The organism is Bacteroidia bacterium, from assembly GCA_026932145.1.
Classification (GTDB): Bacteria; Bacteroidota; Bacteroidia; order J057; family JAIXKT01; genus JAIXKT01.
On sequence record JAIXKT010000021.1, the window covers coordinates 175,005 to 196,301 of the forward strand.

General features: G+C 38.8%; 14 protein-coding genes. 4 read left to right on the plus strand and 10 right to left on the minus strand.

All coding sequences use genetic code 11. The features are described 5' to 3' along the window. The first annotated feature begins 162 nt into the window (after positions 1-162). The 4 genes from LC115_06310 to LC115_06325 are packed head-to-tail and all read left to right on the plus strand — an operon-like array spanning position 163 to position 6,653. Complete coding sequence (locus tag LC115_06310) at positions 163-1,224, plus strand: deoxyhypusine synthase (GenBank protein ID MCZ2356288.1); 1,062 nt, start codon at positions 163-165, stop codon at positions 1,222-1,224. Between the two features lie 45 nt (positions 1,225-1,269). Then, positions 1,270-2,016, plus strand: a complete 747-nt coding sequence (locus LC115_06315) for an isoprenyl transferase (protein MCZ2356289.1) — start codon at positions 1,270-1,272, stop codon at positions 2,014-2,016. Positions 2,017-2,028: 12 nt separating this feature from the next. Further along, complete coding sequence (gene bamA / locus LC115_06320; GenBank protein ID MCZ2356290.1) at positions 2,029-4,524, plus strand: outer membrane protein assembly factor BamA; 2,496 nt, start codon at positions 2,029-2,031, stop codon at positions 4,522-4,524. Between the two features lie 17 nt (positions 4,525-4,541). Then, entirely contained in the window at positions 4,542-6,653 is a 2,112-nt protein-coding gene (locus LC115_06325; protein MCZ2356291.1) for a BatA and WFA domain-containing protein, read from the plus strand. 13 nt (positions 6,654-6,666) lie between these two features. Here LC115_06325 and rodA read toward each other — a convergent pair whose 3' ends face one another. From rodA to LC115_06375, 10 genes are all read right to left on the minus strand, one after another. Further along, positions 6,667-7,944, minus strand: coding sequence for a rod shape-determining protein RodA (rodA, locus tag LC115_06330; GenBank protein ID MCZ2356292.1), 1,278 nt, complete (start codon positions 7,942-7,944; stop codon positions 6,667-6,669). An 8-nt stretch (positions 7,945-7,952) separates the two neighbouring features. Beyond that, a complete protein-coding gene (gene pth / locus LC115_06335) occupies positions 7,953-8,534 on the minus strand; it encodes an aminoacyl-tRNA hydrolase (GenBank protein MCZ2356293.1) in 582 nt (193 codons plus the stop codon). Between the two features lie 79 nt (positions 8,535-8,613). Continuing rightward, positions 8,614-9,918: a bifunctional folylpolyglutamate synthase/dihydrofolate synthase gene (locus tag LC115_06340; GenBank protein ID MCZ2356294.1), complete on the minus strand. Its 1,305-nt coding sequence runs from the start codon at positions 9,916-9,918 to the stop codon at positions 8,614-8,616. Between the two features lie 21 nt (positions 9,919-9,939). Further along, entirely contained in the window at positions 9,940-11,361 is a 1,422-nt protein-coding gene (gene mraY, locus LC115_06345) for a phospho-N-acetylmuramoyl-pentapeptide-transferase (GenBank protein MCZ2356295.1), read from the minus strand. Next, positions 11,361-12,812 carry a UDP-N-acetylmuramoyl-L-alanyl-D-glutamate--2,6-diaminopimelate ligase gene (locus LC115_06350; protein ID MCZ2356296.1) on the minus strand — a complete coding sequence of 484 codons (1,452 nt, stop codon included), beginning with the start codon at positions 12,810-12,812 and terminating at the stop codon, positions 11,361-11,363. Before LC115_06350 ends, mraY begins: the two co-directional genes overlap by 1 nt. A 150-nt stretch (positions 12,813-12,962) precedes the next feature. Then, entirely contained in the window at positions 12,963-13,460 is a 498-nt protein-coding gene (locus tag LC115_06355; protein ID MCZ2356297.1) for a DinB family protein, read from the minus strand. Positions 13,461-13,584: 124 nt separating this feature from the next. After that, a complete protein-coding gene (locus LC115_06360) occupies positions 13,585-14,454 on the minus strand; it encodes a sulfite exporter TauE/SafE family protein (GenBank protein MCZ2356298.1) in 870 nt (289 codons plus the stop codon). Positions 14,455-14,796: 342 nt separating this feature from the next. Continuing rightward, positions 14,797-15,924, minus strand: coding sequence for an efflux RND transporter periplasmic adaptor subunit (locus LC115_06365; GenBank protein ID MCZ2356299.1), 1,128 nt, complete (start codon positions 15,922-15,924; stop codon positions 14,797-14,799). Further along, positions 15,921-20,264, minus strand: coding sequence for a CusA/CzcA family heavy metal efflux RND transporter (locus tag LC115_06370; protein MCZ2356300.1), 4,344 nt, complete (start codon positions 20,262-20,264; stop codon positions 15,921-15,923). Before LC115_06370 ends, LC115_06365 begins: the two co-directional genes overlap by 4 nt. Positions 20,265-20,477: 213 nt before the next feature. Beyond that, the coding region (locus tag LC115_06375; protein MCZ2356301.1) for a serine/threonine-protein phosphatase at positions 20,478-21,297 on the minus strand (820 nt) is incomplete at its 5' end.

The following is a 21,297-nucleotide window of genomic DNA, read 5'->3' on the forward strand; positions in this document are numbered from 1 at the left end:
AAATAAATAGCAACTACCTAAAATAAAATACTTAAATATCTTATTTTAAGTATTTTATGATTTCTTTATTCGGTTAAATATATTTTTGGCAGGGTATTGATTGATTTTCTTTCTTAGCTACCATAAAGGCATACGTATAGATATTTTTTGTAACTTCGCGCCCTGATAGCTTGCACCATGAATAAAGCAGATTTATTACAACACAAAGTTAAACACATTGATATAAAGGAATATAGCCAAATTGTACCATTGGTAGATTCCTTTGGAGATATGGCATTCCAAGCAAGAAATCTAAGCCGTGCTGCCCAAATTTTTGATAAAATGCAGGCAGATTCTCCTTGTGCCGTTTATTTGACTTTGGCTGGTTCACTTATCAGTGCTGGATTAAAACAAGTAATTTTAGATCTCGTCAATAATAATATGGTTGATGGAATCGTATCTACGGGAGCAAACATTGTAGATCAAGATTTCTTTGAAGCACTTGGTTTTTTTCATTATAAAGGAAGTCAATTTGTTGATGATAAAGAACTTCGGGAACTTTGGATTGACCGTATTTATGACACTTATATTGATGAAGAAGAGCTACGTATTTGTGATGAAACGATAGGGAAGATATGCGAGTCTTTGGAGAGACGCCCATATTCCTCCCGTGAATTTATAGAAGAAATGGGACGTTATTTAGACACCCACGAAGAATATAGAGACTCACGAGAAAATTCAATCGTATATCGCTGCTACCAAAAAGGAGTGCCGATTTTTGTCCCCGCTTTTTCAGATTGTTCTGCCGGTTTCGGCTTAATCCATCATCAATATCATACAAAAGGCCCCAAAGTAACCATAGATTCTGCGGCAGACTTTTTAGAACTTACTCAGACTAAGCTACATGCACGTGAATCAGGTATTTTGATGATTGGTGGCGGAGTTCCTAAAAACTTTGTTCAGGATGTAGTAGTTGCAACCGAAATCTTAGAACAAGATTGCCCAATGCACAAATATGCTATTCAAATTACCGTTGCAGACGAGCGGGACGGCGCGCTCTCCGGCTCAACACTCAAAGAGGCTTGCTCTTGGGGAAAAGTAGATGTAGTGCATGAACAAATGGTGTATGCTGAAGCCACCTTAGCTTTCCCAATCCTTGCCGGATATGCTTACCACAAAGGAAATTGGAAAAGCAGAACTGAAAAACGTTTTAATGAGCTCTTTCGTAAAGAACCGGCCGTATAAAATTTAAACTATAACCAGTAGATTCAGCCTGATCTATTATTGCCCATGAGTCATCTGCCGTTGGGAATCCGCGCTGACAAAGTGCCCAGACATATTGCTATTATCATGGATGGGAACGGTCGCTGGGCAAAAAAATTAGGAAATATCCGTGCTTTTGGGCATAACGCAGCCTTAACGGCTGTACGTGATGTTATAGAAGGTGCTATCGAAGCAGGAGTTCCATACCTTACGTTGTTTGCTTTTTCTACCGAAAATTGGAGCCGCCCCAAATATGAAGTGAATGCACTAATGGAACTCTTAGTATCAAGCCTCCGCAAAGAGCATAAAACCTTCCACGAAAACCAAGTGCGCCTGCGAAGCATCGGGAATATCGCAGATTTACCCCCAAAATGCCAGCAAGAACTTACAGAAGTTATGGAGCAAACAGCATCCTATAACAAATTAACACTAACGCTTGCGCTGAGCTATGGCGCACGGCAAGATATTACAACTTCCCTAAAGCGAATTGCCCAAGAAGTAGCTAACGGAAGATATACTCCCGAAAATATTACCACAGAATTGATTTCCAGCCAGTTATCAACACATTTTCTTCCAGATCCGGAACTTTTAATCCGAACCAGTGGCGAATATAGAATCAGTAATTTCTTACTTTGGGAAATAGCTTATGCTGAAATATACATTACTCCAAAACTCTGGCCAGATTTTCGCCGAAAAGACCTATTTGAAGCTATTTTGGACTTTCAGCAAAGAGAACGCCGTTTCGGAAAAACCAGTGAACAACTTAAACCCTGAAATTGCTAACCGATGATACCCTCAACAACAATTATCCGGGCGAATTTATCTCCTCTCAAAAAAATGAACACCATTTTTAACTATTTTGTATTAATATTTTTAGCCTGGGCTTTGGCAAATACCCAATTGCTTGCCCAAAATACAGAAAAAACATATACTTTAACCGATATATCTATTGAAGGCAATCAATACAATGATAATCAAGCTATTATACAAATTTCAGGGCTAACTATCGGTTCTAAAATTACCATTCCCGGCCAGGAAGTAGCTCAAGCTATTGAAAAACTCTGGAAGCAGCAAATCTTTTCAGATATACAAATTAATATTGGAAAAATAGAGGGTGATGATTTATCTTTGATTATTAAGTTATCAGAACGGCCACGTATTTCTCGGTTTAGTTTTTCCGGTATCACGCGCAGCCAAGCAGATGATCTTCGGGAAAAAATTAAATTTATACGCGGAACGATTCTCACAGAACCCAAAAAAAGAACCGCCACCAGAACTATCAAAAACTTTTTCCAAGAAAAAGGGTACTACAATGTAGCTGTTAAAATAACTGAAAAGCCAGAAGCAGGCTCTACTAATGCTGCTAATATTGAAATCGCTATTAATAAAGGCCCAAGAGTTAAAGTAGGGCATATAGAAATTGACGGAAATACCGATATAGATGATGGAAAGTTAAAAAAACGGTTTAAAAATACCAAAGAAAAACGCTTTTATCGCATCTGGGCACGTTCAAAATTTATCAAAGGAAATTTTAATGAAGATAAAGCTAAAATAGTAGCGTTCTATAATTCAAGAGGTTACAGAGATGCACAACTCATTTCAGATACCGTAATTCAACGAAATGAAAAAATAGTAGATATAAAAATCAACGTCTTAGAAGGAAAACAATATTATTTCCGAAACATAACTTTTATCGGAAATAATAAGTATAATTCAGATTATTTGCTGTCTCTACTGAATATTAGGCGGGGAGATATTTACAATCAAGCGCAGCTTGATAAAAAATTATCTATGGACCCGAATGGTACAGACATTAGTTCGTTGTATTTAGATGACGGATATTTGTTTTTCCGTGCAGACCCTACCGAGATACTGGTAGAAGGTGATTCCATTGATATTGAAATTAAGGTTTACGAAGGCCCACAGGCTACAATTAACAAAGTTTATGTAGAGGGTAATACCAAAACGGCTGATTATGTGATAATCAGGGAGTTAAGAACATTACCGGGGGATAAATTCAGCCGTTCAGACCTTATTCGTAGCCAGCGAGAATTGTTAGCATTAGGTTATTTTAACCAAGAAAAAATGAACGTTATTCCAATTCCCGACCCAACCAAGGGACTTGTTGATTTGAAATACGTTGTGGAAGAGCGTCCTTCAGACCAATTGCAATTTCAAGGTGGCTGGACGGGGAGAATCAGGGATACCTTAGGAAATGTTTTAGCAGGAGGTTTTATTGGGACTATCGGGCTTACGTTCAATAATTTTTCTACGAAAAAGATGTTTCAGCGTGGCCAATGGCGGCCATTGCCCTCCGGGCACGGCCAACGGCTTAGTTTGAGTATTCAGCTAAACGGCGTGAATTTCCAGAATTATGGCATTTCATTTATGGAGCCTTGGTTCGGCGGTAAGAAGCCAAACTCTTTTGGGGTATCCTTTAACTATTCTATGCAGCGATCGCCAACATTAGCCGGTTATAGAATGGCTATATTTGGAACCAGCGTTGATTTAGGAAGACGGCTGAAATTTCCAGATGATTATTTTCGCTCCTATACTTCAATTAACTACCAGAATTTTAGTTTACGAAATGCCGGTGCCTTTATTGGAGCTGGAGACGGACAGTACAATTTACTCTCTTTACGCCAAACTTTTGACCGTACAAGCATAGATGCACCCATTTATCCCAGAAGTGGTTCACAAATTTCCTTATCAATAGAAGCTACACCTCCCTGGGGGCTGATATTACAAGGTAAAGAAAAAGCTTTAGGGCTAACCGAATTTCATAAGTGGAAGTTTGACGCTTCTTGGTTCTTAAAACTGTATAAAAATATGGTCATTAATGCTAAGTTTCGGACGGGCTTTATTGGCTTATATGACAAGAGCAAGGGTGTTTCTCCTTTTGGTCAGTTTATTATGGGGGGTGCAGGTTGGCAGGGTTTTGGCGGTCTTTTTGGGCGTGAACTCGTTGGGTTGCGTGGCTATAATACCTTTTATGACCCAACTTCTGCTAATATATTCAACAAATTTACCCTTGAAATTCGCCAGCCATTGACATTAGAGCAATCTGCCACAGTATGGTTATTAGCTTTTGCAGAAGCCGGAAACGCATGGAATGGTTTTAAAAACTACAATCCAACGAGTTTACGTAGATCGGCAGGTTTCGGAATTCGTGTATTCCTACCCATATTTGGCTTACTCGGTGTAGATTACGGCTTCGCTTTTGATGAATCTTATGGTGCTCCGAAACAACCCTTCCAGTTCATTATCGGCCAACAGTTCTAATGGTTTTTGTGTAAACTATGTTGTTTTTTAACTCCGTAGCTTTTTGGGGACTATTAGCCTTAGCAATTCCAATAATTGTCCACTTTTTTAATTTTTGGAAGCCTAAGTCTGTTCTATTTAGTAATGTAGCACTTGTTCGGGAGGTTCAGACCAGAATCATCCGCAGAACAACATTGCAGCGTTATCTTCTATTGCTTTTTCGCTTATTAGCTATTGCGGCAGTTGTGGTCGCATTTGCCAACCCCGTTATTGTTAATCAACAAGATACTGCTGCCTTAAATCAAAGTCGGTCTATTGTGGTTATTGTGGATGATTCCTATAGCATGACGGCTTCCGATGCAGGCGGAAATTTACTGCAACAAGCTAAATATTTAGCTACAGAGTTGGTTAAGTCATACCCTGCCGGAGATGAATTTCAGGTTCAGGTACTATCTCATTTGCGTTTTCAAAATACTTTTACTACTCAGAATGAGGCAATTAAGCAAATTCAGGATATTAACAACCAAGAATCCGGCATCAGTCATCTAAGTATTTTAACTCGTTTAGCGGATCTCTTTGCTGCATCACGGAATCCGGTTCGGCAAGTGTATTTTTTTTCTGACTTTCAGCGCTCTACCATTCTGGGTGATACAACCAAAACAGCACTAATAATTCCAAACGATATTTCCGTTAGCTATGTTACATTAGGCAAAACGAAGAACCCAAATGTTTATATTTCTGATATTCAACTAAATAAAAGAATTTTAGAAGTAGGGAAGCCGATAGATTTGGATATTACCTTAAATAATGACTCTGACCAAGAAATTCAGAACTTAACGTTACACTTAGAGGTGGCAGGAAAGGCGGCTGCGGTTTCGTCTGAGTCTATTCAGGCAAATGAGCAGAAAAAAGCCGTTTTGTCATTTACACCGGCACAAGCCGGCTGGATTTCGGCAAAATTAACCTTAGACGATAGCCCGATAGAGTTTGACAATACCCGTTATGCCTCTTTTTGGGTGCCGGAACGGGGTAATATTTTGTTTGTTGCCGGTGGCGACGAAAATGCCCGCTACCTGCGCTATGTGTATGAACATTTACTGCCACAATTTTCAATTAAATTTATTTCAGAAAAAGAACTGCCTACAAAGAGTTTGGAGCAAGTGCAGGGAATCGTTTTAGCCGGTGTAACCGAACTTTCTGCCGGTGTGCAGGAACGCTTAGTTTCTTTTACGGAAAACGGTGGCGGATTGCTGATTTTCCCACCGATGAAGCAAGAACCCACCGGAATAAACCAACTGTTAGCGACTGTTCATGGCGGAAAATTTATCACCAATGTCCACTACGGATCACCTCAAGCTATCAAAACTCCTGATTTACAACATCCTGTGTTTGAGGGAATCTTTCAAAAAACAACTGCTAAATCTGTTTTTGATAGCCCCACAATTTCACATCTTTGGCAATATGAACCCGGCAAAGAAGGCATACAAGGCACTATCTTGCAAACCAACCTATCAGCGATTGTGCTACAAGAAATCAAATATCAGAATGGTCAGGTTTTTGTCTTTACTACTTTTCCGGACTTGATTTACAATGACTTTCCGCTTAAAAGCGTTTTTGCACCCATAATTCATCGGCTTTCGATGCTAATGACCCAGACGGCACACCCACAACTGAGCTATGTGTTGGGGGAAGCTGCACCTCATAAACTACAACTCAAAAGAGAAGATATTGTTAAAATTAAAAATGAGGCCGGTTCTGAATGGATTCCACAACAATTTTTCCAAAATCAGACACTTAACTTACGCTTTGATGAATTACAACTTGTTCCGGGAAATTACCAATTGTGGTTAAAAGACAGTTTGTTAGAAAAAATATCATTTAACAGCAGCGACCGTGAATCAAAGTTAGCCAACGTAACTTCTAATGAATTAACTACTTTTTTACGGGATGTCGGTATTTCTGGGGTTCGAGTTATGGGTGGTTCACCTGACCAAATCCGTGAATACGTAAGCCAGCAACAAGAAGGAACACCCCTCTGGAAATATTTTATATGGATAGCCGCAGGATGCTTGCTCTTAGAAACCATTACAGCCCGCTGGCAAACCATTCAAGCATGGACACTTTCTATAAGGCCAAAATTAAAGACGTAGTGCAAAAATCATTTTAGTAGCTGAATGACTCTAAGATATTGACGCGATTCGCATAATGATTCAGCAAGATAGCCAGCATTATAGAAAAAGAAATCATGGAAGACCCACCATAACTAAAAAAAGGTAACGGAATCCCGATCACCGGAGCCAAGCCAATGGTCATACCAATGTTAATTGCATAATGATACAGAAAAATAGACGCTACACCATAGCCGTAGATACGAGCATATTTCGTTTTGGCTGTTTCTGCAATATTTACAATTTGGTATAAAAACACAAAAAACAATAATATCAAAATCGTAGTACCGACCCAGCCATATTCTTCACCGATGGTGCAAAAAATAAAGTCAGTATGTTGTTCTGGCACAAAGTCAAATTTTGTTTGGGTGCCATTCAAAAAGCCTTTTCCTAAGCTTCCGCCAGATCCAATGGCTATTTTAGATTGTGTAACGTTCCAGCCAACACCAAGAGGGTCACTATTGGGGTTAATTAATGCCTGAATCCGGCTTTGCTGATGTGATTCAAGCACATTCCCAACAACCCAATCTATCCCGATAACCCAAACTCCGTAAAAAATAAATCCGGCAATGTGCAACCATAAATTTTTACGTTGATTTAAAAAGAAATAACTGCCCAATACCATAAACAGCAATACACCTAAAACCCAAATTTTAGTTACCAATAAAGAAAGAACAGCAAAAAATATCGCCCAAAAACCAAATATTAAATATCCAATCGAAAGCCCTTCCCGATAAAAAATAAAAATTAAGCTGGTAAAAACCAATGCGCTGCCGGTATCATGCTGCAAAACAGTTAATAACATCGGTAGCAAAATAATCCCAATAGCAATTATTCGTTGTAAGGGTTTATCCAAAGAAAAACTATAATGAGACATATATTGGCTTAAAGCCATAATAGTGGTGATTTTGGCAAACTCTGACGGCTGAACGCCAAAACCGCCAACCATAAACCACGACTTGGCACCATGTACGGTTTCACCGGTAAAAGTTACTAATAGTAACAATAAAATCGTGATGCCATATAGCCAGTAGCTGAGGGTGTTTAAAAGCGATGTTTTAATAGCCAAAATAATCAACGAAACAAATGCTGATACTGCAATAAAAAGCAGCTGCCTTCCGTAATAAGTTTCAAGACTAAACCAGCTAACCCCTTCAACGGGCTTAGATACCGAATAGATATTTAGCCAGCCAAAAATCACAAATATTGAATATAAACAGACTAAAATCCAATCTATTTCAACTTCCTTTCGTTTAAACTGTACTGTGCGCATCAGTAGTTTTATTTAGTAAGCAGGTTTTTATTGGCTCTGGTCATCGTTTCCTGAATTCCCCGAAAAATAAAATCTTCGATAGCTACACAACAAGCAGGTAAAATGGTTGTTTGTAAATCACTTTGTTCCGAATTGGAAAATTCACCTAACACAAAATCAGTTTGTTTTCCTTTAGAAAAACTATCTCCAATGCCGATTCTAAGTCTTGGGAAGTTTTCTGTTTGTAATACTTCTTGAATATTTCGGAAGCCATTATGGCCGGCGTGGCTTCCTTTGGAGCGAACCCTTATCGAACCAAAGGGGAGAGCTAAGTCATCTGCAATAATTAAACATTGCTCTGTTGGGATTCGGTGAAGTGTTAGGTGAGTTTGCACGGCTTTTCCACTTAAATTCATATAAGTAACCGGTTTAATCACGACTACACTTTTTCCTCGATAGGTAAATTGAGCGGAGTATGCGGCTTTATCTTGTGTCCAAGCCTCTTGGCGTTGGTGCACCCACATATCCACAGCCATAAAACCTACATTGTGGCGGGTTTTTGCATACTCTGCACCAATATTTCCTAAACCTACTATTAAAAATCGGGACATTACGGCGCAAAATTAATCACAGAAACCCACTTTTTACTTGCCTACTTATTATTGAAGCTGTTTTTTGCTGAATAACGAACTATTTTTGGGCTTCAATAAAGGTTAATGCTTCTGAAACAACAAAGGTGCTTCCGGTTACTAAGACAACATCATTAGGAAGTGATTGCTGCATAGCAACTTGCAATGCTTCTGCAACGGATTGAAACCCTTTACCACTTAGATTTAACCGGCCTGTTATCTCTACCAATTTACTGACCGGAAGGCTCCTGTGAGATTGTGCTGCACACCAGTAATAAGCGGCGTTTTTAGGTAATTGTTCTAATACAGGCAGCACTTCTTTGTCTCCCACCATTCCCCAAACGATATGCCAGTTTTTAACGGCAGTCAAATGGTTCATTTGTGCGATAATTTCTAAGATACCGGCTTTATTGTGGCCAACATCTATGATTACTGTTGGGTTAGTGTAAATTTGATCCCATCTGCCGCGTAATCCCGTCAGTGTATTAACATTGGCCATTCCATCCCAGATTGCAAAATTCGGTATAGTGAAGCCAATATTTTGCAGCGTTTTTACGGCAGCTAACACCGTACGAAAATTATAACGCTGATAATAACCTTTTAAGGAAGCAGAAAATCTAACTTCTGCTTGGTTTATCGGCTTCCAAATCCAATCTGGATCGCAATAAATTACTTCCCCAATACTTTGTGCGTCAACTAATGGGGCCATTACTTCGTATGCAACTTTCTCAAAAACCGGCATTGATTCCGGTTGGTTTTCTCCGATAACACAAGGAACATGAGGTTTTATAATTCCGGCTTTCTCAAATGCAATTTGAGCTAAGGTATTACCCAGTAAATCTTGATGATCCCAAGAAATATTGGTGATGATAGAAAGCAATGGAGTAATGATATTGGTGGAATCTAACCGCCCGCCTAATCCAACTTCGATAACTGCAATAGCTACTTTTTGGTCAGCAAACCAGCTAAAAGCTAAGGCAACGGTAACTTCAAAAAAACTGGGGTTGATTTTTTCAATTAAGCTGTAATTATTTGATAAAAAATTAATTACATAATTTTCTGGTATTTCACAGCCGTTAATTTTGATGCGCTCAGTGAACCGAAGTAGGTGAGGAGAGGTGTAAAGCCCAACTTTAAAGCAGTTTGTACTTTGGAGTATAGCTGCAAGCAGGTGTGATGTAGATCCTTTTCCGTTTGTTCCGGCGATGTGAATGGTTTTAAATTTTGTATGAGGATTTCCCAATGCGCTACACAGTGCGGTGATATTACCGATGTCTGTTTTATAGGCGGCTTTACCGTCCCGAGAAAAGTAGGGTAACTTGTTGTATAAATAATTTGTTACTTCGGAGATATTTTGGAATTGCATTATAGTAAATGCTTTATGAAACTATCGTAGCTTGAGGGTAGCAAAAGTTAATATTCCGAGAATGATTGTGATAATCCAAAATCGGGTTACGATTTTAGATTCATGCATTCCTTCTAACTCAAAGTGGTGATGCAGGGGGGACATTTTGAGGATTCGTTTTCCTACGCCGTATTTCTTTTTTGTATATTTAAAATAAGCAACTTGAAGCATAACGGATAGATTTTCAACAAAATAGACTCCGCAGATTAGGGGCAATAGGAGTTCTTTTTTTACCATCAGAGCGAGTACAGCAACGGCAGATCCTAATGCTAAACTGCCGGTATCTCCCATAAAAATCTGTGCCGGATAAGCGTTATACCATAAAAAGCCGACACAAGCGCCTATCATGGCAGCTGTAAATACTAAAAGTTCACCACTTTGGGGAATAAAAGCAATATTCAAATAGCTGGCTATCACGGCATTACCGGAACAATAGGCAAATATTCCCAGTATTACAGTAACGATGGCTGTAACGCCTGCGGCTAAACCATCTAAACCGTCAGTGATATTAGCACCGTTAGAAACTGCCGTAATAATAAAAATAGCTACTAAAATGTAAATTATTTTTGTTCCCCAACCGGGTTCATTTTCCCAAAAAGCAAAATAAGTATAGTTAAAAGAAAAGTTTTTAAAAAAAGGAACACTTGTTTCGGTCATAAAAGTCTCGTCTTTACTTCCAAACAGTTCGGCAGCAGTTCGGGCACGCTCTTCAGTCGGTACTGAAATTGTTTTTAAAATAGGGATACTTTGACCGTTATTTCGTTCCAAAGTATATTCCCAAAAAATAAAATTTTGTTTTGATTGGATATATTTTTCAGCATGAAAATCTTCGCCGTCCACTTTAATCAGTTTATCATTTTTCTGAAATCCGATTTTTTTGAGGTATAAGTTTGGTTTTATGGTGTTGTCAGAACGTATTCTGATTTTAGAGGATCGGAAATCAGGGTGCGTTACCATCACTACTCCCACGATTAGCCCTAAAAGTATCTGACCCATTAGCTTAAATTTGGCTTTAAGGCCATCTTTATTTTTCAAAAAAACCTTGATATAATCATCGGTAAAACCCACAATCCCCATCCACAGAGTAGCGGTTAGGATAACAACGATGTAGGCATTTTGAATATCCGCCCACAGTAATGTGGGAATAACGATGGCAATTATGAGGATGATTCCCCCCATAGTGGGCGTTCCGGCCTTTGGTTTATGGCTTTGAGGGCCTTCGGAGCGAATTTGCTCCCCAATTAGCTTTTTCTTTAAAAAAAGAATGATTTTTTTCCCAACTAATAAGGAAAGAAGCAGTGAAAATATGGCAGCTAAGACAGACCTAAATGTTAGGTATTGAAATACGCCGAAGCCCACCGGGTCATAAGTTTCTCGCAGCCAGTCTAAGAGATAATACAGCATTATTTGAGTATTTCTTGGATAATTTTAAAGTCATCAAATGGATATTTTGTTCCTTGAATTTCTTGGTAGGTTTCATGGCCTTTTCCGGCTACTAAGATGATGTCGTTTGGTTCTGCGAGAGTTACGGCTGTTTCGATAGCTGATTTTCTGTTTTCGATAAGCTGAACTTTGCTTTTTTGTGCATACGGAACACCGGTTAGCATCATTTGGAGGATTTTGTCGGCGGGTTCGCTACGGGGGTTATCTGAGGTAAATATCGCTAAATCAGCAAAATAAGAGGCTATTTTACCCATCTTAGGGCGTTTTTCGTTGTCTCTATCGCCACCGCAGCCCACAACTACGATAATTTTACCGCTATGATGATTCAGTTCTTTGATGGTTTCCAAAACATTTTGTAATGCGTCTGGCGTGTGCGCATAATCTACAATTCCGATGCGGTTGTTTGGCGAGATATGTATCTGAAATCTACCGGGTGCTCCCGTTACTTTACTTAATCCCAATAATATTTCATCTTTATTAAATCCTAATTCACAAGCAGTTGCATAAGCACACAGTAAATTGTAAGCGTTAAAAGTTCCGGTTAGTTTAAACCAAGAGTCTTTGCCATCTAAATACAGATGCAATCCATGCAATAGTTTTTCAATGATTTTGGCGGTGTAATCAGCTGGACGGTGCAAGGCATATTTTAAAACTCTGGCACCGGTATTCTGAACCATTATCAGCCCGTTTTTATCATCAATATTTGTGATAGCAAAAGAGCCTTTGCTTAACCCATTAAATAAAAGCTGTTTAGCTCCAATGTATTGTTGAAAAGTTTGGTGGTAATCTAAGTGGTCATGCGTGATGTTTGTGAATAATGCTCCGGTAAACGGTATTCCGGCAGTCCGTTGTTGCACTAAGGCATGAGAGCTTACTTCCATAAAACAATAACTACAGCCGGCAATTAGCATTTCATTGAAATAGTAATGCAACTGCAAGGCATCCGGTGTTGTGTGGGAAGCCGGCAATTTCTGCTCATTGATTTTGATACAAACAGTTGAGATAAGCCCTGCTCCAACACCGAGTTCAAGCATCAATTGGTGGAGTATTGTGGCAACGGTTGTTTTGCCGTTGGTTCCGGTAACGCCGATGATTTTTAGTTTTTGGGCTGGATTTTCATAAAAGTTGGCAGCTAAAACAGCTAAGCTTCGGGCGGAGTCAGATACACGTACGTAGGTAATCTCTGGAAGAATATCAGCCGGAATATGTTCACAAACGATAACAGATGCTCCGGCGTTTAATGCAGCGCTAATATGTTGATGCCCGTCAGTATGTTCTCCCTTAACAGCTACAAATACGTCTTTTGGGTGCACTAATCGAGAATCTTGGCAAATCTGGGAAACCTGCTGGTTGGTAGAACCAAACACTTCAATAATAGGAACCCGATAAAGCAAATCCTGCAACGATTTCATTGCATTTCTAATATGCCTGCGAAATTACTGCTTTGTTGTATCTTGTATCGTATTCTTTACGTTAATATTTCCAGAGGCACTTATTCTGTTTAAATAAGATATTGTGAATTATTTGTGCCTTGATAATCACAGTTTAATATTTTGGGGAAGTTATTCTGGTGGATTTTGTTTGTAGTTTGCCCATTCTTCTTCGGTAGGGCCATAGATGCCGATAGGTTTTAGGCCAAGCTGCCGAATCAACACGGTTAATTGGGCGCGGTGGTGTATTTCGTGTTTTACCATCATTACTAAGCACTGGCTTCGGGTAGCTTTCATGCCATAAATTGCTATTTCTTCATGTAAAAATGCAGTATCCCAGCCGGATACGATTGTTGCTATTTTTTCTGAAAATTGTTGATAAATAGAGACCATTTCATCAACAGTGGCAGGGCATTTTACGCCCTCTAAGGCATCCGTTGAGAAAATCTGTAGTTTGGAGCCTAACTCCGTTAGGGTTTGCGTGATATGCCAAGCAAGTTTTCCTGCTGTCTTGTTATATCCCGAAATGTGTGTGTGTAATGAACTATTAGTTAGGCACTTAAATAACTTAGCGGTTTCTTCTCGCTCTTTTTGCCAATCTTCAACAAAAACTGCTGCTGTTTGATACATTTTGTAAATTTCTAAAAAAATTAATTTGTAACTTTAGTTTACTGTTTTTTTTAATCTCTTATTCTGTAAAGTTTCATAACTTATCTGTACTGAAAAATAATACAAGTTACTTAGTTTCATTAATTTAATGAAGTGATTTGTAAATTGTATAAGCGGAGATTAGGATGATAAAACTTCCGACAACAATCATCATTGTTTCTTTTTTTAGTTTATCTGTTTTGCTGGTCAGGAATGCGCCAATTGGTGCTGCAAGGACACCTCCAAGCATTAGCCCTAAGATAACTTGCCAACTATCAATACCCACAAAAAATAAAAATATTCCGGTTCCGAAGAAGGCGACAAAAAATTCGGCTGTATTAACTGTGCCAATGGCGTGTCTGGGGTTTTTGCCCTGATTGATAATGTTAGAGGTAACGATAGGTCCCCAGCCTCCGCCGCCAATAGCGTCTAAAAAACCGCCAACCAAAGCTAATAATTCGGCTCGTTTTACTTCTTTATTCTCACGTGCTTTCTTTTGAGAACCTTTATACACAATCACACAGCCTAATATTAAAAGGTAGCCGGAAATATAGGGTTTAATAATGTGGCCATCAATAACATTAGAAATCAGGTATGCTCCCGCAACGGCACCTAAAACTCCGGTAAAAACAAGCCTAACAAATAGCTGCTTATCAATATTATTAAATCGTAAATGTGCTAAACCGGAAACACCGGCAGTAAAAACAGCCGAAGTATGTACCGAAGCGGTTGCAACCCTCGGCGGAATGCCTAAAGATAATAATAATGTTGAGCAACTTACACCATAACCCATCCCTAAGGTAGCATCTATCGTCTGGGCTATTATTCCGGCCAGCACAAACCAGTAGAAACTGGTGTCAAACGAAAAACTGGGGTCTAATGCCTGAGGTAGTATTTTGGCCAACATATACACAACTAACAGTAACTTTAGCACCAAGATCATCACCCCAATGTGCCTTAAACGAAGGTTTTTCATATTATTCAAAAATTGTAATCAGCTATAAATATTTGTCTTATTAATATACTATTTTTATAGACTGTTCCGAGCCTGCAAAAATACAACAATTTTAATTAATGCTAATTTTTTATATAAATAATCCTTCACTAACAATAAGAATTCTAAATAGCTTATAGCGTATTGAAAATTAAATATTTGTAAAAACAACCTATACTGCTGATTTATTATGTTTAATCTATTTAAAATCAATATTTTAGAGGTTGTTTAGAATGTTGATTTAGGGCACTGTTGATAAAATCTATTTTAATCCGCCTCAAAAAAGATTTTATCATTTAGGGTTGAATTTACTTGTAGGCTACTTTATTCTTCTGTAGCGGTGTTTTTAAGGGTCATTAGTAGTGTATAAGCACCTTCCCAAACTATTTTTTTGCTTGTCATTTGTGGGTTGGTGATTTCTATCCAGCCGTTTTCGGTTTCTCCGGTGGTTACCTCGGTCATTTCAAAGGTTAGTTTTTGTTTTTCCACAAATACATAATTTTTACTTTCAAAAGAGACTACGGCGCGCTCCGGTACTACATAGGCATCTTTGTCTTGTAATAAAATATCGGCATTCATATACATTCCGGGAACTAAATCTTCTGAATAGCTATCAAATAATGCATGGACTTCAGCAGTTTGGTCTGATGAAATGCTGCGATTTATCAGCATAATCTTACAGGAATATTTTTTATTCGGATTGCTGTTGGAATAAGCTATCAGTTTTTGCCCGGCTGAGATTTGCAATAAATCTTTTTCAAAAACACTGATATTCAGGTGTATATCGTTGGGGTCTATCAGCTCAAATAAAATGTCTGAGGGGCTAACGTATTTTCCGGCATTAACACTCACTTTGGATACGAGGGCGTTGAAAGGGGCACGCAGTACAATACTACGGGAGATATTTTGCTCGTCAAGGCTTTGAGGGTTAATCTGGAGTAGCCTCAGCTTTTCTGCCAAAGCATACAAAGTTATCCTTAAAGATTGGTATTCCGCTTTGGCTTGCTGTAAAATCTTATCACTACTTGCTTTATTTTCGTTCAGGCCTTTTTGCCTTTTATATTCTGCGTCAGCAAGCTCTAATTTAGCTTTGGTGATTAAATAATCTTGTTGCAGTTGAATGTATTGAACATCTTCTAAGGTTGCGATTATTTCTCCTTTTTTTACGTGAGCGCCGGGAAATAATGAGATAGATTTTAGGTATCCGCCCAAAGGAACGCTTATTGAAACCAGTTTTTGGGGAGAGACATCAACTTTTCCGGTAACCTTAATCACCTTTGATATTTTTCTATTTTCGGGAAGATTTGTGGTTATCGAGAAAGTTTTGGACTGGGAATCCGTAAGCATAACAGTATTTTGGGATAGCGCAGGCTTTTGCTGAGTAGAATCATTATTCTCTTTTCCGCAGGAGGTTATGATTAGTCCGATAGCTAAGAGGCGAAAAAAGTTCATTTTGTAATTAAATAATGAATTTCTGAAATGCTTTGGTTTAATTTTTCGATTATTTCTAAATAATCATATTGAATTTGAAAGGCTTGGTTGGCTAATATAACCCATTGTAAATAATCAATTTCGCCGGCTGAATATTGTTGGCTTGCGGTATTCAGGATTTGGCTCATGTTCGGAAGCTGTGTTTTTTTATAATATCGTGCTATTTCCAGATTAGTTTGATATTGTTTTTTGGCGTTTCGAAACTCCGTATTTAATATTTTTTTCTGGGTAAATAGTTCATTTTCACTTATTAGTACTTGGGTTTTGGCAGCTTTTATGTGTGCTTTTACAGCCGTTCTGAATAGCGGGAAGGCTACGCCTACTTGGAATCCATGAAAACGGGTAGAGGCGTTGTATAAACGGTCGTCTGCACCCATGCCGCGTAAACTCTGGTTAAAATAACCTACGGTCAAATTGGGAAATAATTTTGATTTTTCTACTAAATAACCTTTTTGGCTGGTATTCATAGTTTGTTCTGAAAACTGCAACGTCAAATGTGAATCTAAATTGGCTGAATCTAATTCATTATTAGCAAATGGAATCATTAATGAGGTATCAGTAGGCTCCAAGAGCTTATCTGAATTGAGTAGTAGTTGAAATTGAAGGTTACTTGTTTCTAAATCTGCATCAATTTGTTGAAGCTGTATTTTAACTTTTGCATATTGAGTTTCTGCAAATATTTTTTCCAGTAAGTTTGTTTCTCCAGTGTTAAACCGCAGCGTAGCTTTTTCGGTAAATATTGAAAACAAACTATCACATTTTTGGATCACTTTTTTCTTCTCTTTCAGTATCAATATGTGGTAAAACTGCTCAGAAACTAATTGAATGACTTTGGCTTGGGTTATTTTATAGCCCAAAGATGCCGCTAAGTATTCGGATTTTAATTGTTGGGAGTAATAGTGATAGTAAGCCGGGTTGTTAAATGACTGTGAAACGTTCAGTCGGGTATCGAAAAAGATGCTGTTAACTTGCCCAAATTCTCCGGATAACTCTGTTTGCGGAAGGTTTACGGCAGATTTTGTAAGTTGTTTATGGTATTCTGTTTGCAGTCCCTGTTTTTGGATAACTTGGTTTTGGGAAATAGCCATCTGAATGGCTTCCGGCAAGGTAATCTGCTGCGAAAATGCAGGAAAAACGAAAAATCCGAAAAGCATCAATAATGCGGCCTTAGGCGGAATGTGTACGGATGTTTTCCTTTCTGAAAGGACATATAAAATAGGTAAAACAAAAAGGGTCAGAAAAGTAGCTACCACAAGTCCGCCGATAACGACTGTAGCAAGAGGCCGTTGAACCTCAGCACCCGCACCGTTGCTCAACGCCATAGGTAAAAAACCCAGCGAAGCTACACAAGCCGTCATCAAAACCGGACGTATCCGTAACGACGTACCAACAACAACTATTCGATAAATATTCTGTAAACCACTTTTTTTCAGCTTATTAAACTCTGCTATCAATACAATCCCGTTCAAAACAGCTACCCCAAAGAGCGCAATAAATCCAATTCCGGCACTGATACTGAAAGGCATACCCCGTAAGGCTAACGAATAAATACCACCAATAGCAGATAACGGTATGGCGGTGTAAATCAATATTCCTTGCTTAAAAGAATGAAAAGCAAAGTATAAAATCATAAAAATCAGTAATAAAGAAACCGGTACAGCAATAGATAATCTTTTTTGAGCTTCCTGTAAATTTTCAAAAGAACCGCCATACGTAACATGATAACCAGCCGGAAAACGAATTTGACTTTCCACTTTTTGTTGAAGCTCTTCTACAATACTCTGGACATCTCTTCCGCGTACATTAAAACCTACAACAATTCTTCGTTGGGTGTTTTCGCGTTGTATTTGATTAGGGCCTGATTTTACCTGAACATCAGCTAATTGATACAACGGAATTTGGCTGGTAGCGGAAATTGGAATCAGTAAATTTTGAATATCGGCTACATTGCTTCTGAAAGAGGCATCTAAGCGCACCACGAGGTCAAAACGACGCTCTTCTTCAAACACAGTACCGGTAATCTGGCCGGCAAAGGCAGTCTTGATGATTTTGTTAATATCTTCAATATTCAGATTATACTGCGCGATAATGGCTCGATTATAGTCTATAACAATTTGGGGAACTCCGGTAATCGGCTCAATATAAATATCTTGTGCCCCTTCAACGGTTTTAACTATAGTCCCTAATTTATCTGCATATTTGGTTAAGGTATCTAAGTTTTCGCCAAAAATTTTGCAGACTACATCTTGCCTTGCGCCGGTCATCAGCTCATTGAAGCGCATCTGAACCGGAAACATAAATCCGGTTGCAATCCCCGGAACGGCCTCCAAAGCCTTACTCATTTTCTCAGCTAATTCCGGAAAGGTCTTGGCTGAGGTCCATTCTTTTTTGTTTTTTAGAATGACAATCATATCGCCTAATTCCATAGGCATTGGGTCGGTTGGGATTTCCCCGCTCCCAATTTTGGTAACTATTTTTTCTACTTCCGGAAACTGTCCTTTTAAAATGCCGGCCATCTTTTGGGTATATTCTATGGTAGTTTTTAAATTGCTACCCGTCAATACACGTGATTCAATAGCAAAATCACCCTCTTCCAGCACAGGGATAAATTCACCACCTAAAAATGATAAAATAATCAACGCACTTACCAATAATAAACTCAAACTGATTAGGATTGTTTTGGGAAATCTAAGTGCCTTAAAAAGAAATCTTTGGTATATTTTGGTGAGTTTTTTAATCCATTTATCGGAGAAATTATCGTGCTGAATTTTTTTGCTTAAAAAAACGGCACTCATCATGGGGATATAGGTGAGAGAAAGTAAAAAAGCTCCTATCAAAGCGAAAGCTACTGCTTGCGCCATCGGCTGAAACATTTTTCCTTCAATTCCTTTCAGGGTAAAGATGGGTAGATATACCACCAGAATGATAATTTGCCCAAAGACAGCACTATTCATCATGCCGGAGGCTGCGGTATTTACCTCCGAGTCCATTTCTGTTTGTGATATTTTATGGATTTTACGAAAGAGTTTGCTATGGCTCAGCCGGTGCATTACAGCTTCTACAATAATCACAGCTCCATCAACAATTAGCCCAAAGTCTAACGCTCCCAAACTCATTAGGTTACCACTCACTCCAAAAAAATTCATCAAAATGATGGCTATCAGCATAGATAACGGGATTACCGAAGCTACCAGCATACTGGCACGGAGGTTGCCTAAAAACAGCACTAAGACAAAAACCACAATCAAAGCACCTTCTAATAAATTGGTCGTTACCGTGTGAATGGCGTTATTCACCATTTTGGTTCTATCCAAAAAAGGTTCAATTACTACGCCTTCCGGTAAACTTTTTTGGATAGCCTCAATTTTATTCTTTACAATCTTGATAACTTCATTACTATTAGCACCTTTCAGCATCATCACAACGGCGCCGGTAACTTCACCCTTATCGTCATAGCACATCGCACCGTATCGGACGGCATGACCAATTTTTACAGAGGCAATATGCTTGATTAACACCGGTGCGCCACTTTCGGTGGTTTTTTTGACCAAAATGTTTTCTATCTCTTCTTTGGAGTTTATGAGACCTTCACTTCTGATAAATAGTGCGGTGTTCGCTTTTTCAATATAAGCTCCTCCGGTATTTTGGTTGTTCTTTTCTACCGCCGTAATAATATCCGGAATTGTTAGCTGAAATGCCTGCAACTTGCCCGGGTTAATGGCTATTTCATATTGTTTTAGTTTTCCCCCAAAGCTGCTAATATCTGCTACACCCTTTAAACCAAGCAGTTGTCTTCTAATTATCCAATCTTGTATGGTTCGTAAGTCGGTTGCGGAATACCGGTTTTCGTAGCCGGCCTTTGGGCGAACAATATATTGATAGATTTCCCCGAGCCCGGTAGTAACGGGGCCTAATTCCGGCTTACCTATATCCTGCGGAATTTGAGACTGAACCTGCTGAAGACGCTCACTTACCTGCTGCCGAGCCCAGTAAATATCAACCTTATCATCAAAAACAATTGTTAATAGTGAAAGCCCAAAACGAGAAAAACTCCTGATTTCTTCAATTCCAGGGATATTGCTACAAACCTGCTCTATCGGAAAAGTTACAAATCTCTCAATATCACCGGCCCCATAAGCCGGAGCAACTGTAATAACTTGTACCTGATTGTTCGTAATATCAGGAACAGCGTCTATGGGTAGCTGAGTAACTTCGTAAACCCCATAGATAATTAGAACTAAGGTCAAAATACCTACCAAAAATTTATTCTTGATAGACAAGGATATGATGTAATTTAACAGCATACCTTTATCGGTGCATAGCAGGAACTTAAAGATTGTAACGTTAGTTCGCAACCCCAAAGGTTAGGTTGCCTACATTGTAAAGGCAAAAAAGGTATTACCACAGAGGGCAAAGTTAATTAATTTAATGATAGCAATAAAACAATGGGGCTGAGAAAAGTTAATTTCTCAGCCCCATCATAATTAAAATTTAGTTTTTATTAAGTTACTGATTTATTGTTTTTCGATGACTGCAAATACGATGTCATCACTTTGCTCTGCAAAGAAGCCTTTCCAGTCTTGGATTTTCTTAAAGATACCTCGCGAACGTTTGGAAAAAGGTAGTTCATGGGCTTGGGATATTAGCTCTATTACTTGTGATTTTCCAAATTTTTGTTGGCCGTCATATCCGCCGATTTGGCTTTCAATGCCGTCTGAATACAGATAAATAGCTTCTCCGGAATTTAACGTGATGGTGTGAGATGTAAAGTATTCGTCCCCCATAAATTGCTTTCCGCCAATTGTTTTTCTGGTGCCGGCTATGTTTTGTAAACCATTTTCACCAACAACAATTATGGGGCGCATGGCAGAAGCTATCGTTACTTTGTCTTCTTCTATTAGCACTGCGTAGCCTTCTAAGGAATCTAAAACAGATCGCTCTGAAGACTCGTCGGTTTGGCGTAACTTGATTTGCAGTTGTTTATGCAGTTCTTCGAGCAATAAATCCGGCAGAATAACCATTTTTTCCTTAGCTAAGTTTTCTAAGATATTGGTAGCCAGAATGGTTATAAAAGAGCCGGATACTCCGTGCCCGGTGGCATCTCCCACAAAAAAGATGGTTCTATTATGGACCTTAGTTCCCCAGTAAAAATCTCCACTAACTACGTCTTTGGGCTGAAAGAGCACATCCGCTTGATACGATTTTGGGAAAAGTGCCTGAATTTCCTCTACTGTTGGCAATAAAGTCCGCTGGATTCTTTGGGCATAATTTAAAGATTCTTTAAATTCACCTTCTATGGATTCTACTTTTTTCTCTAATGCTGTTTTGGCAAGC

What these genes read in the sequence shown, in the direction of transcription:
- pth (MCZ2356293.1), bottom strand. Translation starts at nt 8,534, where the DNA reads ATGTCCCGATTTTTAATAGTAGGTTTAGGAAATATTGGTGCAGAGTAT.
- rodA (MCZ2356292.1), bottom strand. Translation starts at nt 7,944, where the DNA reads ATGCGCACAGTACAGTTTAAACGAAAGGAAGTTGAAATAGATTGGATT.
- LC115_06325 (MCZ2356291.1), top strand. Translation starts at nt 4,542, where the DNA reads ATGTTGTTTTTTAACTCCGTAGCTTTTTGGGGACTATTAGCCTTAGCA.
- bamA (MCZ2356290.1), top strand. Translation starts at nt 2,029, where the DNA reads ATGATACCCTCAACAACAATTATCCGGGCGAATTTATCTCCTCTCAAA.
- mraY (MCZ2356295.1), bottom strand. Translation starts at nt 11,361, where the DNA reads ATGCTGTATTATCTCTTAGACTGGCTGCGAGAAACTTATGACCCGGTG.
- LC115_06340 (MCZ2356294.1), bottom strand. Translation starts at nt 9,918, where the DNA reads ATGCAATTCCAAAATATCTCCGAAGTAACAAATTATTTATACAACAAG.
- LC115_06350 (MCZ2356296.1), bottom strand. Translation starts at nt 12,812, where the DNA reads ATGAAATCGTTGCAGGATTTGCTTTATCGGGTTCCTATTATTGAAGTG.
- LC115_06355 (MCZ2356297.1), bottom strand. Translation starts at nt 13,460, where the DNA reads ATGTATCAAACAGCAGCAGTTTTTGTTGAAGATTGGCAAAAAGAGCGA.
- LC115_06360 (MCZ2356298.1), bottom strand. Translation starts at nt 14,454, where the DNA reads ATGAAAAACCTTCGTTTAAGGCACATTGGGGTGATGATCTTGGTGCTA.
- LC115_06315 (MCZ2356289.1), top strand. Translation starts at nt 1,270, where the DNA reads ATGAGTCATCTGCCGTTGGGAATCCGCGCTGACAAAGTGCCCAGACAT.
- LC115_06365 (MCZ2356299.1), bottom strand. Translation starts at nt 15,924, where the DNA reads ATGAACTTTTTTCGCCTCTTAGCTATCGGACTAATCATAACCTCCTGC.